Origin of the sequence: Microbispora hainanensis (assembly GCF_006874475.1) — a bacterium.
In the GTDB taxonomy this organism is placed as follows: domain Bacteria; phylum Actinomycetota; class Actinomycetes; order Streptosporangiales; family Streptosporangiaceae; genus Microbispora; species Microbispora hainanensis.
On the sequence record NZ_VIRM01000003.1, the window covers coordinates 126,883 to 147,519 of the forward strand.

The following is a 20,637-nucleotide window of genomic DNA, read 5'->3' on the forward strand; positions in this document are numbered from 1 at the left end:
TGCGTGCACCGGGGTGCGCAGGCTCAGGGGATGAGGGTGCCGAGGAGGCGGAGGCGGGCGAGGCCGCCGTCAGGGTAGATGTCGAGCCGGGCGTGGGTGATCCGGCGGTCGTCGTCGAGGCGGAAGCGGTGGCGGGTGTCGGGCTGCAGGCGCGTTCTGGGCAGCAGCGGGAACCAGGCGTCCTCGTCCTCCAGCGGCGCGCGGTCCGCGTCCGCGCCCTTCAGCGACGCCCAGCCGGGGGCGTTGAACACCAGGTTGGTCGTGTCGATCTCGGCGACGGCCACCCGGCCGGGCCCGGCCAGGGCGACGACGAGCCAGTCGTTGCCGCCGTCGCGGCGGCGGGCGGTCTCCCAGCCCTCGGACTGGTTGCGGGCCAGGCCAGGCGCGATGACGTTGTTCGGCGAGGAGTAGAACTCGTTGGAGCACGCCGCGACCAGGCCGCCGTTCTCCAGCGCGGCGAGGTCGATGGTGAGTCCCTCCAGGAACGCCCGGTCGGGCACGACCCGCCCGTGGACCCGCAGCCGTGCGACGCCGCCGTCGGGGAAGATGTTCAGCCGCACGTGGGTGAAGCGGCGGGGATCGGTCACGGCGAACTCGTGGACCGCGTCGCCCTTCAGCGGGCTCTTCGGCACGATCTCCACCCAGCCGTCCAGCTCCTCCGGCGAGGGGTGGCCCTCGACCGCGCACGCCTCGACCGACGCGTACGGCGGGTAGTTGCCGCGGAACCACGCCGTGTCCACCACGACGCCGTGGACGACCCCCGGCATGCCGAGCCGGACGATCGCCCAGTCGTGGCCGGGCTCGCGCCGCCGCCGGGTCTCCCAGCCGTCGTAGACCTGGCCCTTGGCCCCGAAGGTGTGGGGCCGGAACTCGGCCGGTCCCGGCCGGATCAGGGCCTCCCGTGCGGCGAACGACTCGTCGTTGGCGGCCACGACCGACCCGCCGTACGTACGGAGGGCGAGGTCGGGCAGGCGGGTGAAGCCGGTCATCGGGATCCTCTCGTCAGCAGCCTGCCGCGCGGGGTGGCGAAGTCGACGGGCGTGCCGCGCAGCCAGGTGGTGCGCACCACGCCCGCGAGCCGCGCGCCGTGGTAGGGAGACACGGGGTTGCGGTGGTGGAGCTCCGCGACGTCCACGGTGAACTCGGCGTCGGGGTCGAAGGCGACGAGGTCGGCGTCGTTGCCCTCCCGGATCGCCCCCTTGCCGGGCAGGCCCGCCAGGCGGGCCGGTCCCTCGGCCATCCAGCGCGCCACATCGGCCAGGCCGTGGCCGCGGGCGCGCGCGGCGCTCCACACGACGGGCAGGCCGACCTGGAGCGAGGAGATCCCGCCCCAGGCGGCGGCGAAGTCGGGCACCTTGAGGTCGGGCGTCGACGGGGAGTGGTCGGAGACGATCCCCATGAGCACGCCGTCGGCGAGCGCCCGCCACAGGGCGTCGCGGTTGGCGGCCTCCCGGATGGGCGGGCAGCACTTGTAGGCGGGCCCGGTGACCTGCTCGGCCGCCAGGGTCAGGTAGTGAGGGCAGGTCTCGGCGGTGACGCGCACCCCGGACGACCGGGCGGCGCGCAGCGGTTCGACGCAGGCGGCGGCCGACACGTGCACGATGTGCGCCCGCGCGCCCGTCTCCGCCGCGAGCGCGATCACCTGCTCGACGGCCCTGCGCTCGGCCTCCTGCGGGCGCGACCCGAGGAAGTCGCCGTACGCGGGACCGCCGGGCTCGGTCAGCAGCCGGGGGTCCTCGGCGTGGGCGATCAGCAGGCCGTCGAACGCCGCCACCTCGGCCAGCGCGGCCCGCAGCCCGTCGCGGTCGAGCGCGGGGAACTCGTCCACGCCGGACGGCGACAGGAAGCACTTGACGCCCGTCACGCCGGCCTCGTGCAGGGGCCGCAGATCGGCGAGGTTGCCGGGGATCGCCCCGCCCCAGAAGGCCACGTCCACGTGGCACCGGCCCTCGGCGGCCTTCCGCTTGACCTCGAGCGCCGCCACGTCCACGGTCGGCGGCAGCGAGTTGAGCGGCATGTCCACGATCGTGGTCACGCCCCCGGCCGCCGCCGCCCTGGTGGCGGTCGCGAAGCCCTCCCAGTGGGTGCGGCCGGGCTCGTTGACGTGCACGTGGGAGTCGACCAGCCCGGGCAGCAGCGGCAGGTCGCCGAGGTCGGCCGACTCCTCGGCCGCCGGCGGCTCGTCGTAGGGGCGCAGGGCCGCGATCACGCCGCCGCGCACGGCGACGGCCAGCGGCCGCTCCCCCTCCGGGGTCACGGTCCGCCGGGACCTCACCACCACGTCGTACGGTTCTCCCACGCGCCGCTCCTCATGTCATGAGATGTCCGGCGGCAATCCGCGCCGCCAGCCGCTCCAGCAGCGGCGCGGCCTCGGCCATGCACCGCCGCACGTCGGGCTCGATATCGGTCAGCGCGTACGCCGCGTCGATGCCGGCCGCCCTCAGCTCGTCGTCGCCGACGGTGCGCCGCCCGCAGACGGCCACGACCGGCACGCCGTGCTTGGCCGCGGCGGCGGCGACGCCCACCGGGGCCTTGCCGCGCAGGGTCTGCTCGTCGATCGAGCCCTCACCCGTGATCACCAGGCGGGCGCCCTCCAGGTGGCGGTCGAACTCCACGAGGTCGAGCAGGTAGCCGATGCCGGGCCGGGTCTCCGCGCCGAGGAACGTCAGCGCGCCGAAGCCCACCCCTCCTGCGGCGCCCGCCCCCGGCCGCCCGGCCACGCCCATCGCCCGCACCACGCCGTCGTGCTCGGCGGCGCCCGCCAGGCCGTGGGTGTGCGCGGCGACGGCCGCCAGCCGGGCCAGCCCGGCCTCCAGCACGGCCACGTCCTGCGGGCTCGCCCCCTTCTGCGGGCCGTACACCGCCGCCGCGCCGTACGGCCCGAGCAGCGGGTTGTCCACGTCGCTCGCCACGATCACCTCGAACCCCCGCAGGAGGCCGGAGGCGTCGATGGTGTGCAGGTCGCGCAGCGCGGCCCCGCCCGGGGGCAGGTCGTTTCCGGCCGCGTCCAGCAGCCGCACGCCGAGGGCCTGGACCATGCCCGCGCCGCCGTCGGTGCAGGCGCTGCCGCCCAGGCCGAGCACGATCCGCGTAGCGCCGTGCCGTACGGCGTGGGCGATCAGCTCGCCGGTGCCGCGGCTGGTGGCGGTCAGTGGCACCGCGTCGCCCGGCAGCCGGCGCAGGCCCGAGGCCTCGGCCAGTTCGATCACGGCGACCCGGGCGCCGGGCTCGTCGCGCACGGCGTAGCTCGCCGTGACCGGATCGCCGGCCGGCCCGGTCACCTCCGTCTCGACCCGGGTGAACCCGCTCGCCACGACCGCGTCCACGGTGCCGTCGCCTCCGTCGGCCACCGGCAGCCGGACGACGGGAACGTCCCCCGACCCTGCGGCGCGCAGCCCGGCGGCCACGTGCGCGGCGACCTCGGGTGAGGTGAGCGAGCCGCGGAACTTGTCCGGTGCGATGACGACGTGTCCTGTCATGGTGTGGCTCACCTGTGGCCCTTCGATCGTGTCCGGGAACGCCTCAGACATGATCCATCGTGGTGAGCCTGCGGTGGGCGGCGACCCCGGCCCGCGCGGCCTCCTCCCCCGGGACGGTGCGCAGCTCGCCGTCGTCCACGACGGTCCGGCCGCCCACGAGCAGCCGGGCGAGCGGCGGGGTCGCGCCGAACGCGAACGCGATCACGGGATCGTCGATCGCGGCGTGGAAGCCGCCGAGCCGCCACAGCGCGACGTCGGCGAGCTTGCCGCGCTCCAGCGAGCCGATCTCGGCCTCCCTGCCGAGGCAGCGGGCGCCGCCGAGCGTGGCCATCTCCAGGGCCTGGCGGGCGGTCAGCGCGCGCGGGCCGTAGCGGGCCCGCTGCATGAGCACGGCCATGCGGATCTCCCCGGCCAGCGGGGTCATCTCGCTGGACGCCGCCCCGTCGACGCCGAGCCCGACCGGCGCGCCCGCGGCCAGCAGGTGGGAGATGCGGGCGATGCCCGCGCCGAGGCGTCCGTTGGACGACGGGCAGTGGGCCGTGCCGGTGCCGGTCTCGCCGAAGCGCCGCACGTCCTTGTCGGTGAGGTGGACGCAGTGGGCCAGCCACACGTCGGGGCCCAGCCAGCCGAGCCGGTCGAGGTATTCGACGGGCAGCACGCCGAACTGCTCCCTGCAGTGCTCGTCCTCGTCGGCCGTCTCCGCCACGTGCGTGTGCAGCCGTACGCCGTGGGAGCGGGCGAGCTCGGCCGAGCGGGTCATGAGCTCGCCGCTGACCGAGAACGGCGAGCAGGGAGCGACCGCGACGCGCAGCATCGACCCGAACGACGGATCATGATATTTCCGGATCGCGTCGTCGGTGGCCCGGAGGATCTCGTCGATGTCCTCCACGACCTCGTCCGGCGGCAGGCCGCCCTGTGAGGCGCCCCGGTCCATCGACCCCCGGCAGGGGTGGAAACGCAGCCCGACCCGCCGCGCGGCCTCGATCTCCGCCTCGAAGAGGTCTCCCCTGCCCTTGGGGAAGACGTAGTGGTGGTCGGTGGAGGTGGTGCAGCCCGACAGGGCCAGCCAGGCCAGCCCGGCCGTCGCGGCGCCCGCCACCACCTCGGCGTCCATCCGGGCCCACAGCCGATAGCTGGCCACCAGCCACTCGAACAGCGTGCCGTCCGGGGTCACCCCCTGGGACGCCCACTGGTAGAGGTGGTGATGGGTGTTGACCAGGCCGGGGGTGGCCAGGCAGCCGGAGCCGTCGACGCGTTCCGCCCCCTCCGGCATGGCCGGAGCGGGGCCGGGGCCGACCGCGGTGATCAGGCCGTCCTCCACGACGACGTGGCCGGACGGGATCTCCTCCCCGGCGACCGGGGCGACGTAGGCGTTCTCGATGACCACGGGATGCGGTTTCTCAGGCAACGGGACCCCCGTACGCGGACAGTTCGGACGCCGCCCCTCGCGGATCGCCACCCACGCACGACAGCCCCGGGGCGTCCCGGAGAGCGTGGCGGGTCGTCCGCGACGCCGGCAGGACACCCCACGGATCATGCGGCGCCCTCGCGGCGTGAACACGGCGGGTCACGCGCGGGAGCCGCTTTCCGCGCGGCGGGCGGCGGCCAGGCGGACCGCGTCGAGGATCTTCTCGTATCCGGTGCAGCGGCACAGGTTGCCGGCCAGGGCCTCGCGGATGTCGGCGTCCGGCGGCACCCCGTCGGAGCCCGCGAGCAGCGCGTGGGCCTGGACGACGAGACCGGGAGTGCAGAAGCCGCACTGCACGGCCCCCGCGTCCACGAACGCGCGCTGCACCTCGTCCAGCCCGCCGCCGAGCTCACCGTCGGACCCCCCATCGGGGACCGCCAGGCCCTCGACCGTCACCACCTCGCGCCCTTCCGCCTGCCCCGCGGCGACGAGGCAGGCGCAGACCGGGGTGCCGTCGAGATAGACCGTGCAGGAGCCGCATTCGCCCTGTTCGCAGGCGTTCTTGGCGCCCGGCAGGCCGAGCCGCTCGCGCAGGACGTAGAGCAGGCTCTCGCCCTCCCACACGTCGTCGGCCGTCATCGGGCGGCCGTTCACGGTCACGTTGACCCTCATCACGCGCTCCCCCTGAGGTCGTCCCATGCCCAGCCGAGCGCGCGGCGCGCCATCACGGCCAGCGCGTGCGTGCGGTAGGCGGCGCGGCCCCGCACGTCGTCGATGGGCGCGGCGGACGCGGCCACGAGCTCGCCGAAGCGGCGCGCGACGCCGGGGTCGAGCGGGCCCTGGCCGTCCCAGTCCAGTCTCTCCGACGCGAAGTCCTCGGCCTGGGGGGCGTGGCGCGGGGTCGGCGCGGCCGAGCCGATGCCGGCGCCCACCCGCCGCCCGCCCGGGTCGAGAGCGACCGCGAACGAGCACACCGCGATCACCATCGCGTTCCTGGTGCCGATCTTCGAGAAATACTGCGGGCCGGTGGCGGCCGGGACGCGTACGGCGCGGATCAGCTCGTCGGGGGCGAGGGCGTTGCGCTTCACCCCGGTATAGAACTCCCCGATCGGGATCAGCCGGGTGCCGCGCACCGACTCGGCCTCCACGACCGCGCCGCCGGCCAGCAACGGCGGATGGCTGTCGCCGGCGGGCGAGGCCGCGCCGAGGTTGCCGGCGACCGTGCCCCGGTTGCGGATCTGCGGCGACCCGACCGTGCGGGACGCCTGGGCCAGCCCGGGCAGCTCGGTGCCGAGCTCGGCGATCAGCCGGGAGTAGGTCACGCCCGCGCCCACGCGGATCTCGCCGCCCTCCCGCGACCAGTCCCGCAGCTCGGGGATCGCGGTGAGGTCGAGCAGGGCGGCCGGGCGGCCCTTGTCGAGGTTGATCTCCACCATGACGTCGGTGCCGCCCTGGATCGGCGTGGCCTCGGGCCGCTCGGCTTTCATCGCGAGGGCGTCCGGCCAGGCCGTCGGTCGCAGGAAGTCCATCGGCTACTCCCAGGCCGGGCCGGCGGCGGGCGCGTCCTCGCGCAGCACCGTGCCCTCGATCAGCCCGTACGGCCGGTCGGCGGCGAAGAAGACCTCACCGTCGTTGTCCAGCCCGAAGGGCGCGAGATCCACCAGGAAGTGGTGCTTGTTGGGCAGCGACAACCGCACCTCGCAGACCCCCGGGCACTCGGCCAGCACCCGGGTGCCCATGGCGTACAGGGTCTGCTGCAGCGACAGGCTGTAGGTGTCGGCGAAGGCCGCGAGCAGGGCGGCCCGCGCGTTCTCGTAGGTCTTGTCCCAGTCCTGTGTCACGTCCGGGGACGCGTCCGCGTGCCGCCACGCCGCGTCCACGGCGGTGGCCAGGACGCGGTCGCGGGTCTCGGGCAGCGTCGTGAACTCGTCCTTGGCGAAGCCCCAGAACTCGGAATTGGTCGTGTTGAGCACGACGAGGTCGCGCAGCCCGGAGACCACCCACGAGGCCGTCCCGTCGTAGTGGGCCACGCAGGTGCGGACCTCCCGGCCCGAGCGGACGAACGAGTGGCCGAACGCGCCGTTGCGTTCCCAGGAATGCTCCTCGACGGCGACCCTCGCGTGGTGGATCGCGGGCTGGGAGTCCGTGAAGTGACGCGCCAGCAGCAGCGCGAAGTCCTCGATCGCCCCGACGCCGTGCTTCTTCGCGAACGCGAAGACCGTGTTCTTCTGCGTGTCGGTGGGCAGGACGGCGGAGTTGTCCCCGGTCAGGTGCACCTCGGTCATGTCGCCCGACAGCGACGTGCTGACCGTGAGGTCCTTGATCCGGTGGGCGTCGCCGTGCCGGGTCACCCGAACGACCCTCGTCTCGGCCTTGCCATACCTGTTCGGCCCCAGAACGGCCATCTCAGCTCCCCCGGTAGGTCGAATAGGCGAACGGGCTCAGCAGCAGCGGCACGTGGTAGTGCTCGCCGGCCTCCCGGATGGCGAACACGACGCTCACCTCGGGGAAGAACGCCTCGTCCCCCAGGTAGGCGCCGGTGTCGAACACGAGCCGGTAGGCCCCCGGGCGCGGATCCTCGGCCGGGTCCCATTCCCGGCCCAGCGGGGTCCACTCGCGGATGCGGCCGTCGCCGTCGGTGCGGCCCTCCGCCACCGGCACGAACCCGTGTGCGGCGCGCCGCGACAGCCGTACGAACAGGTCCTTGACCGGCCGCCCGGCGGCGGTGTCGAGCACGTGCGTCGAAAGGCTCACCGGCCCTCCCAGAGCTTGGCCAGCCGCAACGCGACGATCTTCCACAGTTCGTCTCTGACGACCTTGCGCTCGGTCTCCTCGTCGTTGCCGAGCCGGTCGCGCAGCAGCGCCAGCAGTTCGCCGGCCTCCCGGCCCGTCGCGCAGACCAGGTAGACGTGGCCGAACCGGCTCTCGTAGGCGGCGTTGCCCTCGCGGAGCGCGCCGAGCACGTCCCGGCCGGCGTCCGCGGTGCCGGACTGCTCGGACCGCGACCACGCGGCCTCGCGTCCCAGGCCGTCAGGACGCTCGCCGATCCGCGGGTGCGCCGCCAGCGCCTCCAGCACGTCGTCCCAGGTCAGCTCGGCCAGAGCGGCCTCGCTCGCGCGCCGGAGCCCGTCGAGGTCGCCGAACGGCCCACGCGCGGCGACCGCCTCCGCCCACCTGGCGGAGGCGCAGCAGGCCCGCAGGTCCTCCCGGCTGAGTTCGCGCATGCCCGTCAGTCAACCGCCGGGCCCGGGGCGAATCCAGCGGTGCGAAGTCCGAACCGCGCGCCCCGCTCCGGGGGCCGCTTTGTACGTTGTGACAAAGGGGGCGGCAACAGCCTGCGCCGATGCCCTGTGCCACTACTCCGCGCCACTACCCGGTGCCAATACTCTTGGGAGCATCATGACTCCTTCCAATCTCATCGGCGGACACGTCTTCGTCACCGGAGGCCTCGCCAAGGGCGGGCTGAAGTACGCGGCCGACATCGGCGCGGAAGTGATCCAGGTCTTCGTCACCAACCCCCGGGGTTGGGCGCTCAGCGAGGGAAACCCGGCGGAGGACGCCAAGCTCCGCGAGTCGGGCATGCCCGTCTTCGTGCACGCCGCCTATCTCGTGAACTTCGGGTCGCCGACGCCGGAGACCCTGGAGAACTCGATCGCGGTGACCCGCCACACCCTGCGCAGGGGCAGGGAGATCGGCGCGCTCGGCGTGGTCGTCCACACCGGCTCGGCCGTGAACCAGCCGCGGGAGGCCGCGTTGCGCCAGGTCCACGAGCGCCTGCTGCCGGTGCTGGACGAGCTTCCGGACGACGGCCCCGACCTGCTGCTCGAACCGATGGCGGGCCAGGGCCAGATGCTCTGCGCGACCGTGCAGGACCTCGGCCCCTATCTGGAGGCCCTCGACCATCACCCCAAGGTCGGCGTGTGCCTCGACACCTGCCACGCCTTCGCCGCGGGACACGACCTGGCCGCGCCGGGCGGGGTCAAGGAGACGATGGGCGCGCTGAACGACGTCGCCCCCGGCCGGCTCAAGCTCATCCACGCCAACGACTCGAAGGACCCCTGCGGCTCCAAGCGGGACCGGCACGAGAACATCGGGGCCGGGCACATCGGCGTCCAGCCGTTCGGCGACCTGATGCGCCACCCCACGGCCGCGGGGGTGCCCATCTGCATCGAGACGCCCGGCAAGGCGGACAAGCACCGCGAGGACATCGAACTGCTCAAGAAGCTGCGCGGCGGCTGACCGGCGCGTTCCCGGTGCCCGCCGGTCCACCGCGTCACAGCGGGAACAGTGGGTTCCGGGGTGAGCGGTTTCCGGGTGACCGGCTCTCCCGAGGTGAGCAGCGCTCTTCCGGGGTGAGCGGGGATGGGGCGTTCGCGGCGATCCGGCGCCCCCGTATGGCCGGATCGCCGCGCACCCCCCGATACGCGTGGGCGGGGCCCTTCCCCCCCGAGTAGGGCCCCGCTAGGTAACCACTCGGTGACAACCTGCTCACTTTGTGATTACCCCGCGTGTCTTGCGACGTGCGAAAGACTACGAGGTGTAGTCGGGTGGCGGGATGGCCCTTCGGTCGAGCGGTCTCTAGTTAGCGCCATGCGGCCCGCTCCCGCACGACGAGCGGGCCGCGGGAGACGACGAGCGGTAGATCGGGGCGCACGAAGACGCCCCCGGTCCAGCCGCGCGCACGACGAAGGTGTTGGCCGGCATCGTGAGCGGCAGCAGCGGCAGCCAGGCCGCGCTCACCGCCTCAGGGGTGAGCCACCAGCCCGAGGTAGATCCCCACCCGGACGAGCGCGAAGCGCAGCAGGAGGAGCAGGCCCACGGCGGCCATGGCGTGGCCGATCCCCCGGTGCCAGCTCCATCCTGCGACCAGGCCGCACGCGAGCAGGATCAGCAGTTCGAGCACCGAGTTGGCGATGTCGGCGAAGGCGCGGCCGAGCACCACGCCGGGCCGCGAGATCGGCATCGAACGGTAACGGTCCGTCACCCCGCGGGCGGTCTGCAGGCTGACCACCGTCATCGTGGTCATCACCCCCATCGCCATCGTCTGGGAGAACATGCCCGGCATCAGGAACTCGCGGTAGTCGCCGCCGCCCGCGACGTTCATCGCGCTGCCGAAGACGTAGCCGAACAGCACGACCATGACGATCGGATACAACGTCAGGTTGAGGACCGGACCGCGGCCGGGTTGCGGACCCAGTGCCTGAGGTTGGTGCGGGCGATGACCGAGGCGTCCGACAGCGTCCAGCGCAGCCGCTCGCCCCACCCGGGCGGCGCGTCCGGGGTGGCGAGGGCGCTCATGCGGCCGCCTCCGCCGTCAGGCTGAGGAACACCTCGTCCAGCGTCGGACGCCGCAGGGAGACGTCCTCGACCTCGATGCCGCGCCGCTCCAGCTCCCGTACGACCGTGGTGAGCGCCCGACCCGGTCGCGCACGGGGGCGGTCAGGCGGCGCGCGTCCGCGTCGGCCACGGGCTCGGCCTGCGCGACGCCCCCGAGGACCGCGGCGGCGTCGCCGAGGCGGGCGGGATCGCGCACCACGAGGTCGAGGTGATCGCCGCCGATCAGCGACTTCAGGCGCTCGGGAGTGTCGTCCGCGATCACCCTCCCGCCGTCGATCACCGCTATCTGCCGGGCGAGCTGGTCGGCCTCGAAGAGGTACTGCGTCGTCATGAGCACGGTGCTGCCGGCGTCGGCGAGCCCGCGCACGGCGCGCCAGACCTCCGTACGGCTGCGGGGGTCGAGCCCGGTGGTCGGCTCGTCGAGGAACAGCACGCGCGGGGCCTGGATGAACGCGGCGGCCAGGTCGAGACGGCGCCGCATGCCGACGGAGTAGCTCTTGACCCGCCGGTCGGCCGCCTCGGACAGTCCGAACCGCTCCAGGACTCGACGGCGCGGCGGCGCGCCACAGTGCCCGCGAGATGGTGGAGCCGCCCCCACATCTCGAGGTTCTCCCGCCCGGTGAGGATCTCGTCCACAGCCGCCTCCTGCCCGGCCACGCCGATGCGGCGGCGCATCTCGGCCGGGTGCCGCGCGACGTCGAACCCGGCCACGCTCGCGCGGCCCGAGCCGGGCCGCGCGAGCGTGGCCGGCACACGGACGGCGGTGGTCTTGCCCGCGCCGTTCATCGCCGAAGCCGCCCAGATCGGCCGCAGCACACTGCACCGCTACTTCTCGGACCGGAAGGACCTGATGAACGCGGCCGTCGTCGACTCCTTCCGGGTGGTGGAGGAATCGACGGCAGGGGCGGCCATCGATCAGGGCCCGCCGCTCGAGGCGATGCGCAGACTGATCGCCGCCCTGGTGGACGCCGGAGACCGCCTGGCGTTCCTGTTCGGCGACCCCCGGGTCCTGGAGGAGTTCACGGCCTGTTTCGAGCCCGATCTGTCGGTGCCGACCACCGTCGGCCTCATCGAGCGCGGACAGGCCGAGGGCGTGTTCGACGCCGGCGTCAGCGCCGAGTGGATCCAGCAGGTGCTGTGGGCCCTCACCTACACCGGCTGGGAGGCGGCCGAGAAGGGGCTGCTCCCCCGTCACGGCGTCGCCGCCGCCGTTACCCGCGCTTTCGAGAGCGGCATGGTCGTGTCCCCGGCCCGCCCCTGACATGCCTTACCGCGTGGGTGGCGCCCGGCGGGTTCACGGACGGAACTGGCGCACGAGCTGCTCGCGCACCTGCCGGGTGTGCCGCCGGCTCACCGGGAGCGTCTCGCCGCCCACCTGCAGGACCACCCGCCCCGCGTCGAAGCGGAGCTCGCTGACGTGCCGCGCGTTGACCAGGGTGCTGCGGTGCGCCCGGACGAACCCTGCGCCCGCCCAGCGCCGTTCCAGCGCCGCGAGGGACATCCGTACGAGATAGACGGCCTCGGCCGTGTGCAGGCGGACGTAGTCGCCGTGGGCCTCGGCGTAGCACACGTCCTGCCGCGCCACGAACTTCGTGCGGCCCCCGAGCTCGACCGGGATCGTCTCCAGGTCCTCCCCCTCGGCGCCGGGAGGCGCGACGGCGGCCGAGAGCCGGCGCACGGCCTCCGCCAGCCGCTCCGGGCGTACGGGCTTGAGCAGGTAGTCGACGGCCTCCAGCTCGAACGCCTGGACCGCGCAGTCGTGCGCGCTGACGAAGACCAGGCGGGGAGGCATGGGGAACCCGCCGATGAGCCGGGCGAGGTCGAGGCCGTCGAGACCCGGCATGCGCACGTCCAGGAAGACGCCGTCGAGGCGCACCCCGTCGGCGATCATCTGCACCATGTCGTGCAGGGCGGCCCCGCCGTCGGTCGCCGTGCTCACGTGCTCCACCCGGGCGTCCTGGCGGAGCAGGAAGGCGAGCTCGGACAGGGCGGGGACCTCGTCGTCCACCGCGAGGACACGCAGCATGGCGTCCACCGTGCCGCGTGCCCGGCCCTCCGCGCAAGGGGTGACCGAACGGTAAGTCACATTCCCGATACTCTCCGCCACCATCGCGGCGCGGCCCGAGGCAAGTTTCCCGCCAAGACATGGTAGAACTATCGGCCTTTGGGCGTCTAACAGGACTTTTGTCCGCCAGGGCTGCTTACCGTTGACAATACGACCAGGCCCACCGAGGAACTTCCATGCGCATCAGGCCCGGCACGTTCCTTCCCCTCGCCAACTCCATCCAGGCGCGTGTGACACTGACCGTGGCGGCGGTGTCCGTGCTCGTCGTCACGGTGATCGGCACCGGCCTGTGCCCGCTGATCCGCCACCGGCTGGAATCCGAGATCTACCGGGAGACCCACCGGGTCGCGACCGAGTGGGTCGGCATGATGGAGCACGGGCAGGTTCCGCCGCCGACGCCGACCGCGCGGGTCCCCCTCGTCCAGCTCGTCGACTCGCGCGGCCGGGTGGTGGCGGCCGGGCCCATGGCCGGAGATCGGCCGCTCAGCACGGTCAAGCCGAGCGCGAACAACCGTATCGACGACGTGACCGAGTGTCCCGAGGGCAAGCCGTGCATCATGCTCACCGCCGCCCGGGTTCCGGCCTTTCAGTCCCGGGAGTTCTGGCAGGGCGAGCCCCACTTCGTCTACGCCGGCACCGACCAGCCGCCCGCCCTGCGCGGACGGCGGCTGGAGCTCCTCACCGGCGTCGGCGGGGTGCTGCTGGTGGCTCTGTGGACGTGGACGACCTGGCGGGCGACGGGCCGCATCCTGCATCCCATAAAGACCATCAGGCAGCGGATGTCCGAGATCACCGCCAACGACCTGTCCCTGCGGGTGCCGCAGCCGTCCGGCCAGGACGAGATCGCCCGGCTGGCCCGCACCGCGAACGAGACGCTCGACCGGCTGGAGTCGGCGGTCACGCGGCAGCGGGAGTTCGCCGCCGTCGTGTCCCATGAGCTCAAGTCGCCGCTCGCCGGTCTGCGGACGGGGCTGGAAGAGGCGCTGCTCTTCCCGGAGATCGACCCACGGCAGGCGATCGCGAGGTCGCTGCCGTCCGCCGACCGCATGCAGAAGATCATCGACGAGCTGCTCACCTTCGCCCGGCTGCGCAACACGCCGTGCTCGCTCGAGCCGGTCGACCTCGGAGCGCTCGTACGCGCCGAGGCGGCGGCGCGCACCACGGGAACGCCGGTGCGCACCAGGACCCAGCCCGACCTGCTGGTCCTCGGCAACCGCGTGCAACTGGGCAGCGTCGTGACGAACCTGCTGGTGAACGCGCAGCGTCATGCGAGCCGCCAGGTGGAGGTGAGCGCCGAGCGCGCCGGAGCCCAGGCGCAGGTGGTCGTGCAGGACGACGGCGACGGTATCGACGAGAAGGACAGGGAGCGCGTCTTCGAACCCTTCACCCGCCTGGAGGCGGGACGGCGGCTCGATCCCCACGGCAGCGGCCTCGGCCTGGCCCTGTGCCGGGCGATCGCCGTGGCGCACGAGGGCAGCCTGTGCGTCGAGGACTCCCCGCGCGGCGCCCGGTTCGTCCTCCGGCTCCCGCTCCTGACCGGCTGAGCCCCGGCCGGCCCGCTCCCCCGCCTGGACGGGCAACCGCGCCGCCGCGGTCAACTCCCTCACGGCGCTGATCGGGCCGGGACCTGCTCGCGGCGGAGGCAAGCCCCGGACGCGGTGGCATCGACGGGCGGACGACCGTGACCCCTGGCGGGTTCAGGTGCGGGCCGGGACGGGACGGGGGCGGGTCTTGGGAATGCGCAGCCGGATGCGGGTCCCCTTGCCGGGCGCCGTCTCGACCATGAGCCCGTAGTCCTGGCCGTAGAGGTGGCGCATGCGCAGGTCCACGTTGCTCAGCCCGATCCCGCTGCTCTCCTCGGCGAGCGCGGCCCGCAGATGTTCGGGGTCCATGCCGACGCCGTCGTCCTCGACCCAGATGTGCGCCTCCGGCCCGGCGTCCCTGATCACGACCCGGACCTCCCCTGGCATGCCGTGCTTGATGGCGTTCTCCACCAGCGGTTGCAGGCACAGGAACGGCACGTCGACCCGCAGCACCTCGGGAGCGACCTGGACGGTGAAACGCAGCCGGTCGCCGAACCTCGCCTGCTCGAGCAGCAGGTAGCGGTCGACGCAGCTCAGCTCGTCGGCGAGCGAGGTGAAGTCGGCCGCCCGGCGCAGCGCGTAGCGGATGAAGTCGGCGAAGTCGAGCAGCAGCTCGCGGGCGCGCTCGGGATCGGTCCGGACGAACGAGGCGATCGTGGTCAGCGAGTTGTGCACGAAATGGGGCGAGATCTGCGCGCGCAGCGCCCGCGCCTCCGCCTCCAGGGTGCGCCTGCGGGATGCGTCGAGCTCGGCGAGTTCGAGCTGGCCGGACATCCAGCGGCCCACCTCGGCCGCCGTCCGCATCAGACCGGTGCCGATCTCGGTGTCGTACGCCGCGAGCGCGCCGAACGCCCGGCCCTCCACGATCAGGGGGACGACCACACCGTGCCGGTCGCCGTCCGCGGCGGAGGCGCGGCGCGGCCTGCCGCCCGCCATGGTCGCGCGCACCTCCGCGAGGACCGCCTCGTCGGCCGGCACGCCCGTGCCGTTCCTGGCCAGGACGCGGTCGCCCGTGGCGACCACCAAACCGGCGGTGCCGAGCAACGTCCGCAGGTGCCGCGCGGCGCGACGGGCGGAGCCGCGGGTGAGCCCGGCGCGCAGCGAGCCCGCCGCCAGCCCGGCGACGCGCAGGGCGAGGAACATCGCCTCCCCGGGCAGTTCGCCGGGTGCCGGCCCGCGGCCGGCGAGGGCGCGGCCCAGCGCGCCGCCGCAGACCCCGCAGAGCGCGCACAGCGTGACCCAGACGGCTGAAGACACGCCGGACACCGTAGCCGCTCGGCGGCCTCACGGTGGGCCGTCGCCCGGGTCCTCCTGGTATGAGTAGCGCTGTTCCTTCCAGGGATCGGCCACGTTGTGATAGCCGCGTTCCTCCCAGAAGCCGCGCCGGTCCTCGGTCAGGTATTCGATAGCGCGCACCCATTTCACGCTCTTCCAGGCGTACAGGTGCGGCACCACGATCCGTACGGGATAGCCGCGCTCGGGAGACAGCGGGTTCCCGTCGAGGTGTGTGGCGAACAGCGTGGCCGGCCGGTCGAAGTCGGACATGCGCACGTTGGCGCTGAAGCCGTACTCGGCCCACACCATGACGTGACGCACGCCGGGCGCCGGAGGCACGCGGTCGAGCAGCACCGACGTGGAGACGCCGCCCCACTCGTTGCCCATGAGGGAGAACTTGGTGACGCAGTGGAAATCGGCGACGACGGTCGTCGTGGGCAGCGCGGAGAACTCCTCCCACGAGAAGTCGTGGACCCGGCCCGAGGCCGTGGCGCCGAACACCTGGAACCGCCACGTCTCGGGGCGGAACGCCGGGACCCGCCCGTAGTGGACGACAGGCCGTCCACGTGGGACGTACTGGCCCGGCGGCAGGCGCGTCTCCTCCTCAGGGTTCTCCGGCACGCACGCCATCCTGCCATCCGCCCGGAGGACGGCCACACCGGCCCCCGGGGGGTGGGGATGCGGCACGATCAAGGGGGCGTGCGCTATATTGCGTCACATGCGCACCGCTTGGTCGTTTTGGTATGGCGACGGACCCGTGAGGACCGATCGCCTCCATGCGCTGCGCTGACAGCCACGGCGAACGAAGGCCCCGGGTCCACACGGACCCGGGGCCTTCGTCGTTTTTCCCCGACCCGCACGATTCACAGCGACAGGAGTCATCATGGTCATCGTCATGGCCCCCGAGGCCACGCAGGACGACGTCGAGGCGATCGCCGACGTCGTGGCCGCCGCCGGAGGGGAGGCGTTCGCGAGCCGCGGCGTGAACCGCACGATCATCGGCCTCATCGGCGACGTCGAGCAGTTCGCCGCGCTGAACCTGCGCGCCATGCCGGGCGTCGCCGACGTCGTGCGGGTCTCCACGCAGTACAAGCTCGTGAGCAGGGAGAACCACCCGCAGCGCTCCACGGTGACCGTGCGCGGCGTCCCGATCGGCCCGGACACCGTCACCCTGATCGCCGGCCCGTGCGCCGTCGAGACGCCGGAGCAGACGCTGGAGGCCGCGCTGATGGCCAAGGCGGCGGGCGCGACGCTGCTGCGCGGCGGCGCCTACAAGCCGCGCACCTCGCCGTACGCCTTCCAGGGGCTGGGCGAGAAGGGCCTGCGCATCCTGGCCGACGTACGCGAGCAGACCGGTCTGCCGATCGTCACCGAGGTCGTGGACGCCCACGACGTGGCGCTCGTCGCGTCGTACGCCGACATGCTGCAGGTCGGCACCCGCAACGCGCAGAACTTCGCGCTGCTGCAGGCCGTGGGCGCGGCGGGCAAGCCGGTCATGCTGAAGCGGGGCATGACGGCGACCATCGAGGAGTGGCTCATGGCGGCCGAATACGTCGCCCAGCGCGGCAACCTCGACATCGTGCTGTGCGAGCGCGGCATCCGCACCTACGAGCCCGCCACCCGCAACACGCTCGACATCTCGGCGGTCCCGGTCGTCCAGCGCCTGTCGCACCTGCCGGTGATCGTGGACCCGTCGCACTCCGGCGGCCGGCGCGACCTCGTGCTGCCGCTGTCGCGGGCCGCCGTCGCGGTCGGGGCGGACGGCCTGATCGTCGACGTCCACCCCCACCCGGAGCAGGCCCTGTGCGACGGCCCGCAGGCCCTGGTGAACGGCGACCTGGACGCCCTCGCGGCGGTCATGCGCGACTTCCCCCCGCTGGTCGGCCGCACCGCCACCACCGGCGCGACGACGCCGTCCGCGATCTCCGCCTGAACCCTCGGCTGGGGCCGGGGAGCGCGTTGCGCGGTCCCCGGCTTCTGGCGGGCCGACCGGGGCTCAGACGTCGAGCTTGTACGGCTGGATCGAGTCGGCGAGCTGGGCGGCGAGGTCCTCGGCGTCGAGCCGCTTCTCGATCTGCTTGAGGTCCTCGATCTTCGCGCGGGTCTCGGCCTGCCGGGGCGCGAGCAGCGTGCAGCAGTCCTCGTCGGGCAGCTCGGAGATCTCCAGCGTCCCGATCCTGCGCGCCTCGGCCATGATCTCGGTCTTGTCCAGGCCGATCAGCGGACGCAGGATCGGCAGGTCCACGGCGTGGTCCTGGGCCGTGATGTTGGCGAGGGTCTGCGAGGAGACCTGGCCGAGGCTGTCGCCGGTGACCAGCGCCTCGGCGTGGATGCGGTGGGCGACCTCCTCGGCCGTCTTGAGCATCAGCCGCCGCTGCGCGATCACCGCGAGCCGGTCCTGGCCGGAGTTCCTGATCGACTGCTGCGCCTTGCCGAACGGCACCACCCACAGCCGCGACTTGCCCTGGAACTTGTCCAGGTTGCGCACCAGCGCGTACGCCTTGTAGATCGACTCGGAGGTGGTGAACGGGATGCCGGAGAAGTGCAGGAAGTCCACCCGCAGGCCGCGCCGCATCATGCGGTAGGCGGCGACCGGGGAGTCGATGCCGCCGGACAGCAGCGCCAGCGCCCGGCCGCTGGAGCCGACCGGCAGGCCGCCCTGACCCGGCCGGCCTCCGGTGAACAGGAACGCCTCGTCCTTGTCCACCTCGATGTGCACGGTCAGCTCCGGGTTGCTCAGGTCGACCGGCAGCCCGTAGGTGTCGTTGATCGCCCCGCCGACCACGCGGTCGAGCTCGTTCGACCGCAACGGGAAGCGCTTGTCACGACGCCGCGACCGTACGGCGAAGCGCGCCTTGCGGGCCACCTCGTCGCTGTCCCTGATCAGCTCGATCGCGGCCTTGGTGATCGCGTCCGTGTCCTTCGCCACCCGCCAGGCCAGGTGGACCAGCACGATGCCGGGCACGTCGGCCACGCGGGCCGCCACGGCCTCCGCCTCCTCCACCTCGGTCCCCGCGGGCAGGAACAGGGCGATCACCCCGTGCCGCTGGCGGATGTCGACCCGGTGGTCCTTGAGAGCGTGCTTGATGTTCGCACGCAGGCGCATCTCGAAGATCTCGCGGTTCCGGCCCTTCAGAACCACCTCGCCTAACTTGAGCAGCACCGAGGGCTCTCCGAGGGCGGTCATGGTCATCTGTGGAAACCTCCGGAACGGACATGGACGGCCGTCACGCCGGGGAGGGCTGCGGCCAGGGGACGTTCGCCATGGACAACGCGTCGCGGCGATGCAGGCTTCCCACTGTAATGCCGCCGCCGCGACAGCGCCGATCAGCACCCGGTGCCCCGCCATTCTTTGCCCTGCCGCGTCGTCGCCCGGGGGCGTCCAGGAACCCGGGCCGGTCACCGCTCCGGAAGGAACCTCCGTCGGTGGACCCCGCGCTAGTCGAGCTCGGCCAGGCCCTTCTCTATCGCGTAGCGGACCAGTTCGACGCGGTTGTGGAGCTGGAGCTTGCTCAGCGTGTTCTGCACGTGGTTCTGCACGGTGCGATGCGACAGCACCAGGCGCTCGGCGATCTGCCGATAGGTCAGGCCCTTGGCGACCATGCGCAGCACCTCGGTCTCCCGGTCGGTCAGCCGGGGGCCGTCCTGCGCGGCGTCGCGGTCCGGGCCGGCCGTCCGGTGGGCCAGCCTGCGATACTCCCCAAGCACCAGCCCGGCCAGGCCGGGGGTGAAGACGGCGTCGCCCTCGGCGGTGCGCCGTACGGCGTCCAGGAACTCCTCCCGGCTCGCCGATTTCACGAGATAGCCGGAGGCGCCCGCCTTGACCGCTTCCAGCACGTCCGCCTCCTCGGCGCTGGCCGACAGGACGAGCACGCGCGGCGGGGCGGCGGACGCCCCGAACCCCCGGGCCACCTCGACCCCCGGCAGGTCCGGCAGCCGCAGGTCCAGCACCACCACGTCGGGCCGCACCGCCGCCGCCACGCGCAGCGCCTGACGGCCCTCCCCGGTGGTGGCGACGACGTCGTACCCGGCCTCGGCCAGTCGCGGGCGACCGCCTCCCGCCACATCGGGTGGTCGTCCACCACCATGACCCGCACCCGCGGGCGTTCCCGGCCGCCGGCCGCCGGGCCGTCGTCGGCCCCCGCACCGGTGGCCGGGCCCGGGGGATCGTCCGCACGCAGCCGTTCGTCTCCGCTCACGACCGCTTCCCGCTCCCTTCGTCCGCCCGCACCTTGTCCGCGCTCATTGGGACCGACAGCTCGATCTCCGTTCCCGTACGCGACGAGGTGATCGCCACCGTGCCGCCGAGGTCGGCCACGCGGCCCCGGATCGAGCGGGCCACGCCCATGCGCCCCTCGCGGGCCGCCTGCTCCAACCGGCCCTCGGGGATGCCCGGCCCGTCGTCGCGCACGGTGACGACGACCGCGCCATCGTCCTCCTCCGCGAGTATCCACGCGCGGGTGCCCTCGGGACAGTGCCGGGCGACGTTGTCGAGGGCCGCGCCGACGGCCGCCGCCACCTCCCGCGCGCTCCCGTCCGGCAGCCGCAGCGGTGTCGCGGGCGCGGACACCGTCACCCGGGAGGTGCCGTACGGCCGCAGCAGCTCGCGCAGGTCGGCATCGGGTTCCGCCGCGCCGGTCCCCGTGGAACCAGGAGATGCGTGGGCGAGGCGGCGGCGCTGCCACACCGGAGGCCGGAGACCGGGCGGCGGGGCGGGATCCGGCTCCTCCGCCACGGGCGGGGCCTGCACCAGCGCCCGCAGCGCCGCCTCCTGCTCCCCCGCCAGCCTGCCCAGCTCGGCCGCCTCGCCGCCGATCTCCGCGCCCCTGCGCTGCACCAGGGCCAGCACCTGGAGCACCGAGTCGTGGATGCCGCGGGCGAGCCGCTCCCGCTCGCGGCCGACCGCCTCGATCCGCGCGGCGCGCCGCATGCGCTCCTCGGCCTCCCGCGCGAGCCGGGCGACGTGCCCGACGACCACTCCGGCCATGAACATGAGCACGGCGCCGTTCACCGGGATCGAGGCGAGGTCGACCCCGTTGCCGCTGCGCAGCCACAGGTCGGCCGCCGACATGACCGCGGCGGCGACCGCACCGGCACGGCGTCCCCGCGCCACGCCGTACGCGAGGACGGGCCCGGCCACCCAGGTCGCCGTGACCGGGATCGCCCCGGCCACCATGTCGTCGCGGCTCTGCGCGTACGGCGCGGCCAGCAGGCATGCCGCCGTGACGACGAGGTCGGCGGCCAGCAACGGCCCCCGCCGTGCGGCGGGAGGCTGGACGAGCATGACGACGGTCCAGACGGCCATCACGCCGACGACGGCCCAGGCCACGGCGGGACGGGCGTAGCCGCCCGCCCTGAGCACGAGCAGCGCCGCGTACGCGAGCGACGCCACGCGGAAGACCGCGATCGCCCGCCAGAACGGTCCCTCGATGCCCATCGCGCGGCGCCCTCTCCTGATCGAGCCGGGGAGGGCCGGGCCCTCCGCTCACA

At 73.5% G+C, this 20,637-nt stretch carries 20 protein-coding genes and 2 pseudogenes; 4 read left to right on the forward strand and 18 right to left on the reverse strand.

Features of this window, described 5'->3' with window-relative positions; genetic code table 11:
* Nucleotides 1-23 precede the first annotated feature (23 nt).
* The 9 genes from alc to uraD all read right to left on the reverse strand — a co-directional run bounded on the left by alc (nucleotide 24) and on the right by uraD (nucleotide 8,111).
* Nucleotides 24-989, reverse strand: coding sequence for an allantoicase (alc, locus tag FLX08_RS03525; RefSeq protein WP_142616723.1), 966 nt, complete (start codon nucleotides 987-989; stop codon nucleotides 24-26).
* Nucleotides 986-2,299, reverse strand: a complete 1,314-nt coding sequence (gene allB / locus FLX08_RS03530; protein ID WP_142616724.1) for an allantoinase AllB — start codon at nucleotides 2,297-2,299, stop codon at nucleotides 986-988. Before allB ends, alc begins: the two co-directional genes overlap by 4 nt.
* A 10-nt stretch (nucleotides 2,300-2,309) precedes the next feature.
* Nucleotides 2,310-3,479 (reverse strand): glycerate kinase, encoded by a 1,170-nt coding sequence (locus FLX08_RS03535; RefSeq protein WP_208761240.1) that lies wholly within the window; start codon nucleotides 3,477-3,479, stop codon nucleotides 2,310-2,312.
* 43 nt (nucleotides 3,480-3,522) lie between these two features.
* Nucleotides 3,523-4,887: an 8-oxoguanine deaminase gene (locus FLX08_RS03540; RefSeq protein WP_244312335.1), complete on the reverse strand. Its 1,365-nt coding sequence runs from the start codon at nucleotides 4,885-4,887 to the stop codon at nucleotides 3,523-3,525.
* 159 nt (nucleotides 4,888-5,046) lie between these two features.
* Nucleotides 5,047-5,559, reverse strand: coding sequence for a (2Fe-2S)-binding protein (locus tag FLX08_RS03545; RefSeq protein WP_142616727.1), 513 nt, complete (start codon nucleotides 5,557-5,559; stop codon nucleotides 5,047-5,049).
* Complete coding sequence (locus FLX08_RS03550; protein ID WP_142616728.1) at nucleotides 5,559-6,416, reverse strand: FAD binding domain-containing protein; 858 nt, start codon at nucleotides 6,414-6,416, stop codon at nucleotides 5,559-5,561. The genes FLX08_RS03545 and FLX08_RS03550 overlap by 1 nt, the downstream gene beginning before the upstream one ends.
* Nucleotides 6,417-6,419: 3 nt before the next feature.
* A complete protein-coding gene (pucL, locus tag FLX08_RS03555) occupies nucleotides 6,420-7,292 on the reverse strand; it encodes a factor-independent urate hydroxylase (RefSeq protein ID WP_142616729.1) in 873 nt (290 codons plus the stop codon).
* 1 nt (nucleotide 7,293) lies between these two features.
* Nucleotides 7,294-7,641 carry a hydroxyisourate hydrolase gene (gene uraH, locus FLX08_RS03560; protein ID WP_142616730.1) on the reverse strand — a complete coding sequence of 116 codons (348 nt, stop codon included), beginning with the start codon at nucleotides 7,639-7,641 and terminating at the stop codon, nucleotides 7,294-7,296.
* A complete protein-coding gene (uraD, locus tag FLX08_RS03565) occupies nucleotides 7,638-8,111 on the reverse strand; it encodes a 2-oxo-4-hydroxy-4-carboxy-5-ureidoimidazoline decarboxylase (RefSeq protein WP_142616731.1) in 474 nt (157 codons plus the stop codon). The genes uraH and uraD overlap by 4 nt, the downstream gene beginning before the upstream one ends.
* Before the next feature lie 175 nt (nucleotides 8,112-8,286).
* On the opposite strand from uraD, the gene FLX08_RS03570 reads away from it, so the two are divergent.
* Nucleotides 8,287-9,126 carry a deoxyribonuclease IV gene (locus FLX08_RS03570; RefSeq protein WP_142616732.1) on the forward strand — a complete coding sequence of 280 codons (840 nt, stop codon included), beginning with the start codon at nucleotides 8,287-8,289 and terminating at the stop codon, nucleotides 9,124-9,126.
* 505 nt (nucleotides 9,127-9,631) lie between these two features.
* Here FLX08_RS03570 and FLX08_RS03575 read toward each other — a convergent pair.
* From FLX08_RS03575 to FLX08_RS03580, 3 genes and pseudogenes are all read right to left on the reverse strand, one after another.
* Nucleotides 9,632-10,027, reverse strand: coding sequence for an ABC transporter permease (locus tag FLX08_RS03575; RefSeq protein WP_142616733.1), 396 nt, complete (start codon nucleotides 10,025-10,027; stop codon nucleotides 9,632-9,634).
* A gap of 17 nt (nucleotides 10,028-10,044) precedes the next feature.
* Complete coding sequence (locus tag FLX08_RS40375) at nucleotides 10,045-10,185, reverse strand: hypothetical protein (RefSeq protein WP_167530258.1); 141 nt, start codon at nucleotides 10,183-10,185, stop codon at nucleotides 10,045-10,047.
* A pseudogene (locus FLX08_RS03580) lies at nucleotides 10,182-11,007 on the reverse strand (ATP-binding cassette domain-containing protein); the annotation flags it as partial. The gene FLX08_RS40375 and the pseudogene FLX08_RS03580, both read right to left, overlap by 4 nt.
* Here FLX08_RS03580 and FLX08_RS03585 point away from each other — a divergent pair.
* Nucleotides 10,898-11,485 carry a TetR/AcrR family transcriptional regulator gene (locus tag FLX08_RS03585; RefSeq protein ID WP_244312403.1) on the forward strand — a complete coding sequence of 196 codons (588 nt, stop codon included), beginning with the start codon at nucleotides 10,898-10,900 and terminating at the stop codon, nucleotides 11,483-11,485. The pseudogene FLX08_RS03580 and the gene FLX08_RS03585 overlap by 110 nt on opposite strands.
* Nucleotides 11,486-11,518: 33 nt before the next feature.
* On the opposite strand, the gene FLX08_RS03590 is transcribed toward FLX08_RS03585, so the two are convergent.
* Complete coding sequence (locus tag FLX08_RS03590; RefSeq protein ID WP_142616875.1) at nucleotides 11,519-12,250, reverse strand: LytR/AlgR family response regulator transcription factor; 732 nt, start codon at nucleotides 12,248-12,250, stop codon at nucleotides 11,519-11,521.
* 215 nt (nucleotides 12,251-12,465) lie between these two features.
* Here FLX08_RS03590 and FLX08_RS03595 point away from each other — a divergent pair, with 215 nt between their 5' ends.
* Complete coding sequence (locus FLX08_RS03595; RefSeq protein WP_142616735.1) at nucleotides 12,466-13,833, forward strand: sensor histidine kinase; 1,368 nt, start codon at nucleotides 12,466-12,468, stop codon at nucleotides 13,831-13,833.
* Nucleotides 13,834-13,986: 153 nt separating this feature from the next.
* Here FLX08_RS03595 and FLX08_RS03600 read toward each other — a convergent pair whose 3' ends face one another.
* Together FLX08_RS03600 and FLX08_RS03605 are read right to left on the reverse strand one after the other, a co-directional pair.
* On the reverse strand, nucleotides 13,987-15,129 hold the full coding sequence (locus FLX08_RS03600; protein ID WP_244312337.1) for a sensor histidine kinase: 1,143 nt from the start codon (nucleotides 15,127-15,129) through the stop codon (nucleotides 13,987-13,989).
* A 27-nt stretch (nucleotides 15,130-15,156) separates the two neighbouring features.
* Nucleotides 15,157-15,777: a sulfite oxidase-like oxidoreductase gene (locus tag FLX08_RS03605; RefSeq protein WP_142616736.1), complete on the reverse strand. Its 621-nt coding sequence runs from the start codon at nucleotides 15,775-15,777 to the stop codon at nucleotides 15,157-15,159.
* Between the two features lie 253 nt (nucleotides 15,778-16,030).
* On the opposite strand from FLX08_RS03605, the gene aroF reads away from it, so the two are divergent.
* Nucleotides 16,031-17,080 carry a 3-deoxy-7-phosphoheptulonate synthase gene (gene aroF, locus FLX08_RS03610; RefSeq protein ID WP_142616737.1) on the forward strand — a complete coding sequence of 350 codons (1,050 nt, stop codon included), beginning with the start codon at nucleotides 16,031-16,033 and terminating at the stop codon, nucleotides 17,078-17,080.
* 63 nt (nucleotides 17,081-17,143) lie between these two features.
* On the opposite strand, the gene thiI is transcribed toward aroF, so the two are convergent.
* From thiI to macS, 3 genes and pseudogenes are all read right to left on the reverse strand, one after another.
* Entirely contained in the window at nucleotides 17,144-18,340 is a 1,197-nt protein-coding gene (thiI, locus tag FLX08_RS03615) for a tRNA uracil 4-sulfurtransferase ThiI (RefSeq protein WP_142616738.1), read from the reverse strand.
* A gap of 245 nt (nucleotides 18,341-18,585) precedes the next feature.
* Nucleotides 18,586-19,235 (reverse strand): annotated as a pseudogene (locus FLX08_RS03620) (response regulator).
* Nucleotides 19,236-19,342: 107 nt separating this feature from the next.
* Nucleotides 19,343-20,584: a MacS family sensor histidine kinase gene (macS, locus tag FLX08_RS03625; RefSeq protein ID WP_142616739.1), complete on the reverse strand. Its 1,242-nt coding sequence runs from the start codon at nucleotides 20,582-20,584 to the stop codon at nucleotides 19,343-19,345.
* Between the last annotated feature and the right edge of the window lie 53 nt (nucleotides 20,585-20,637).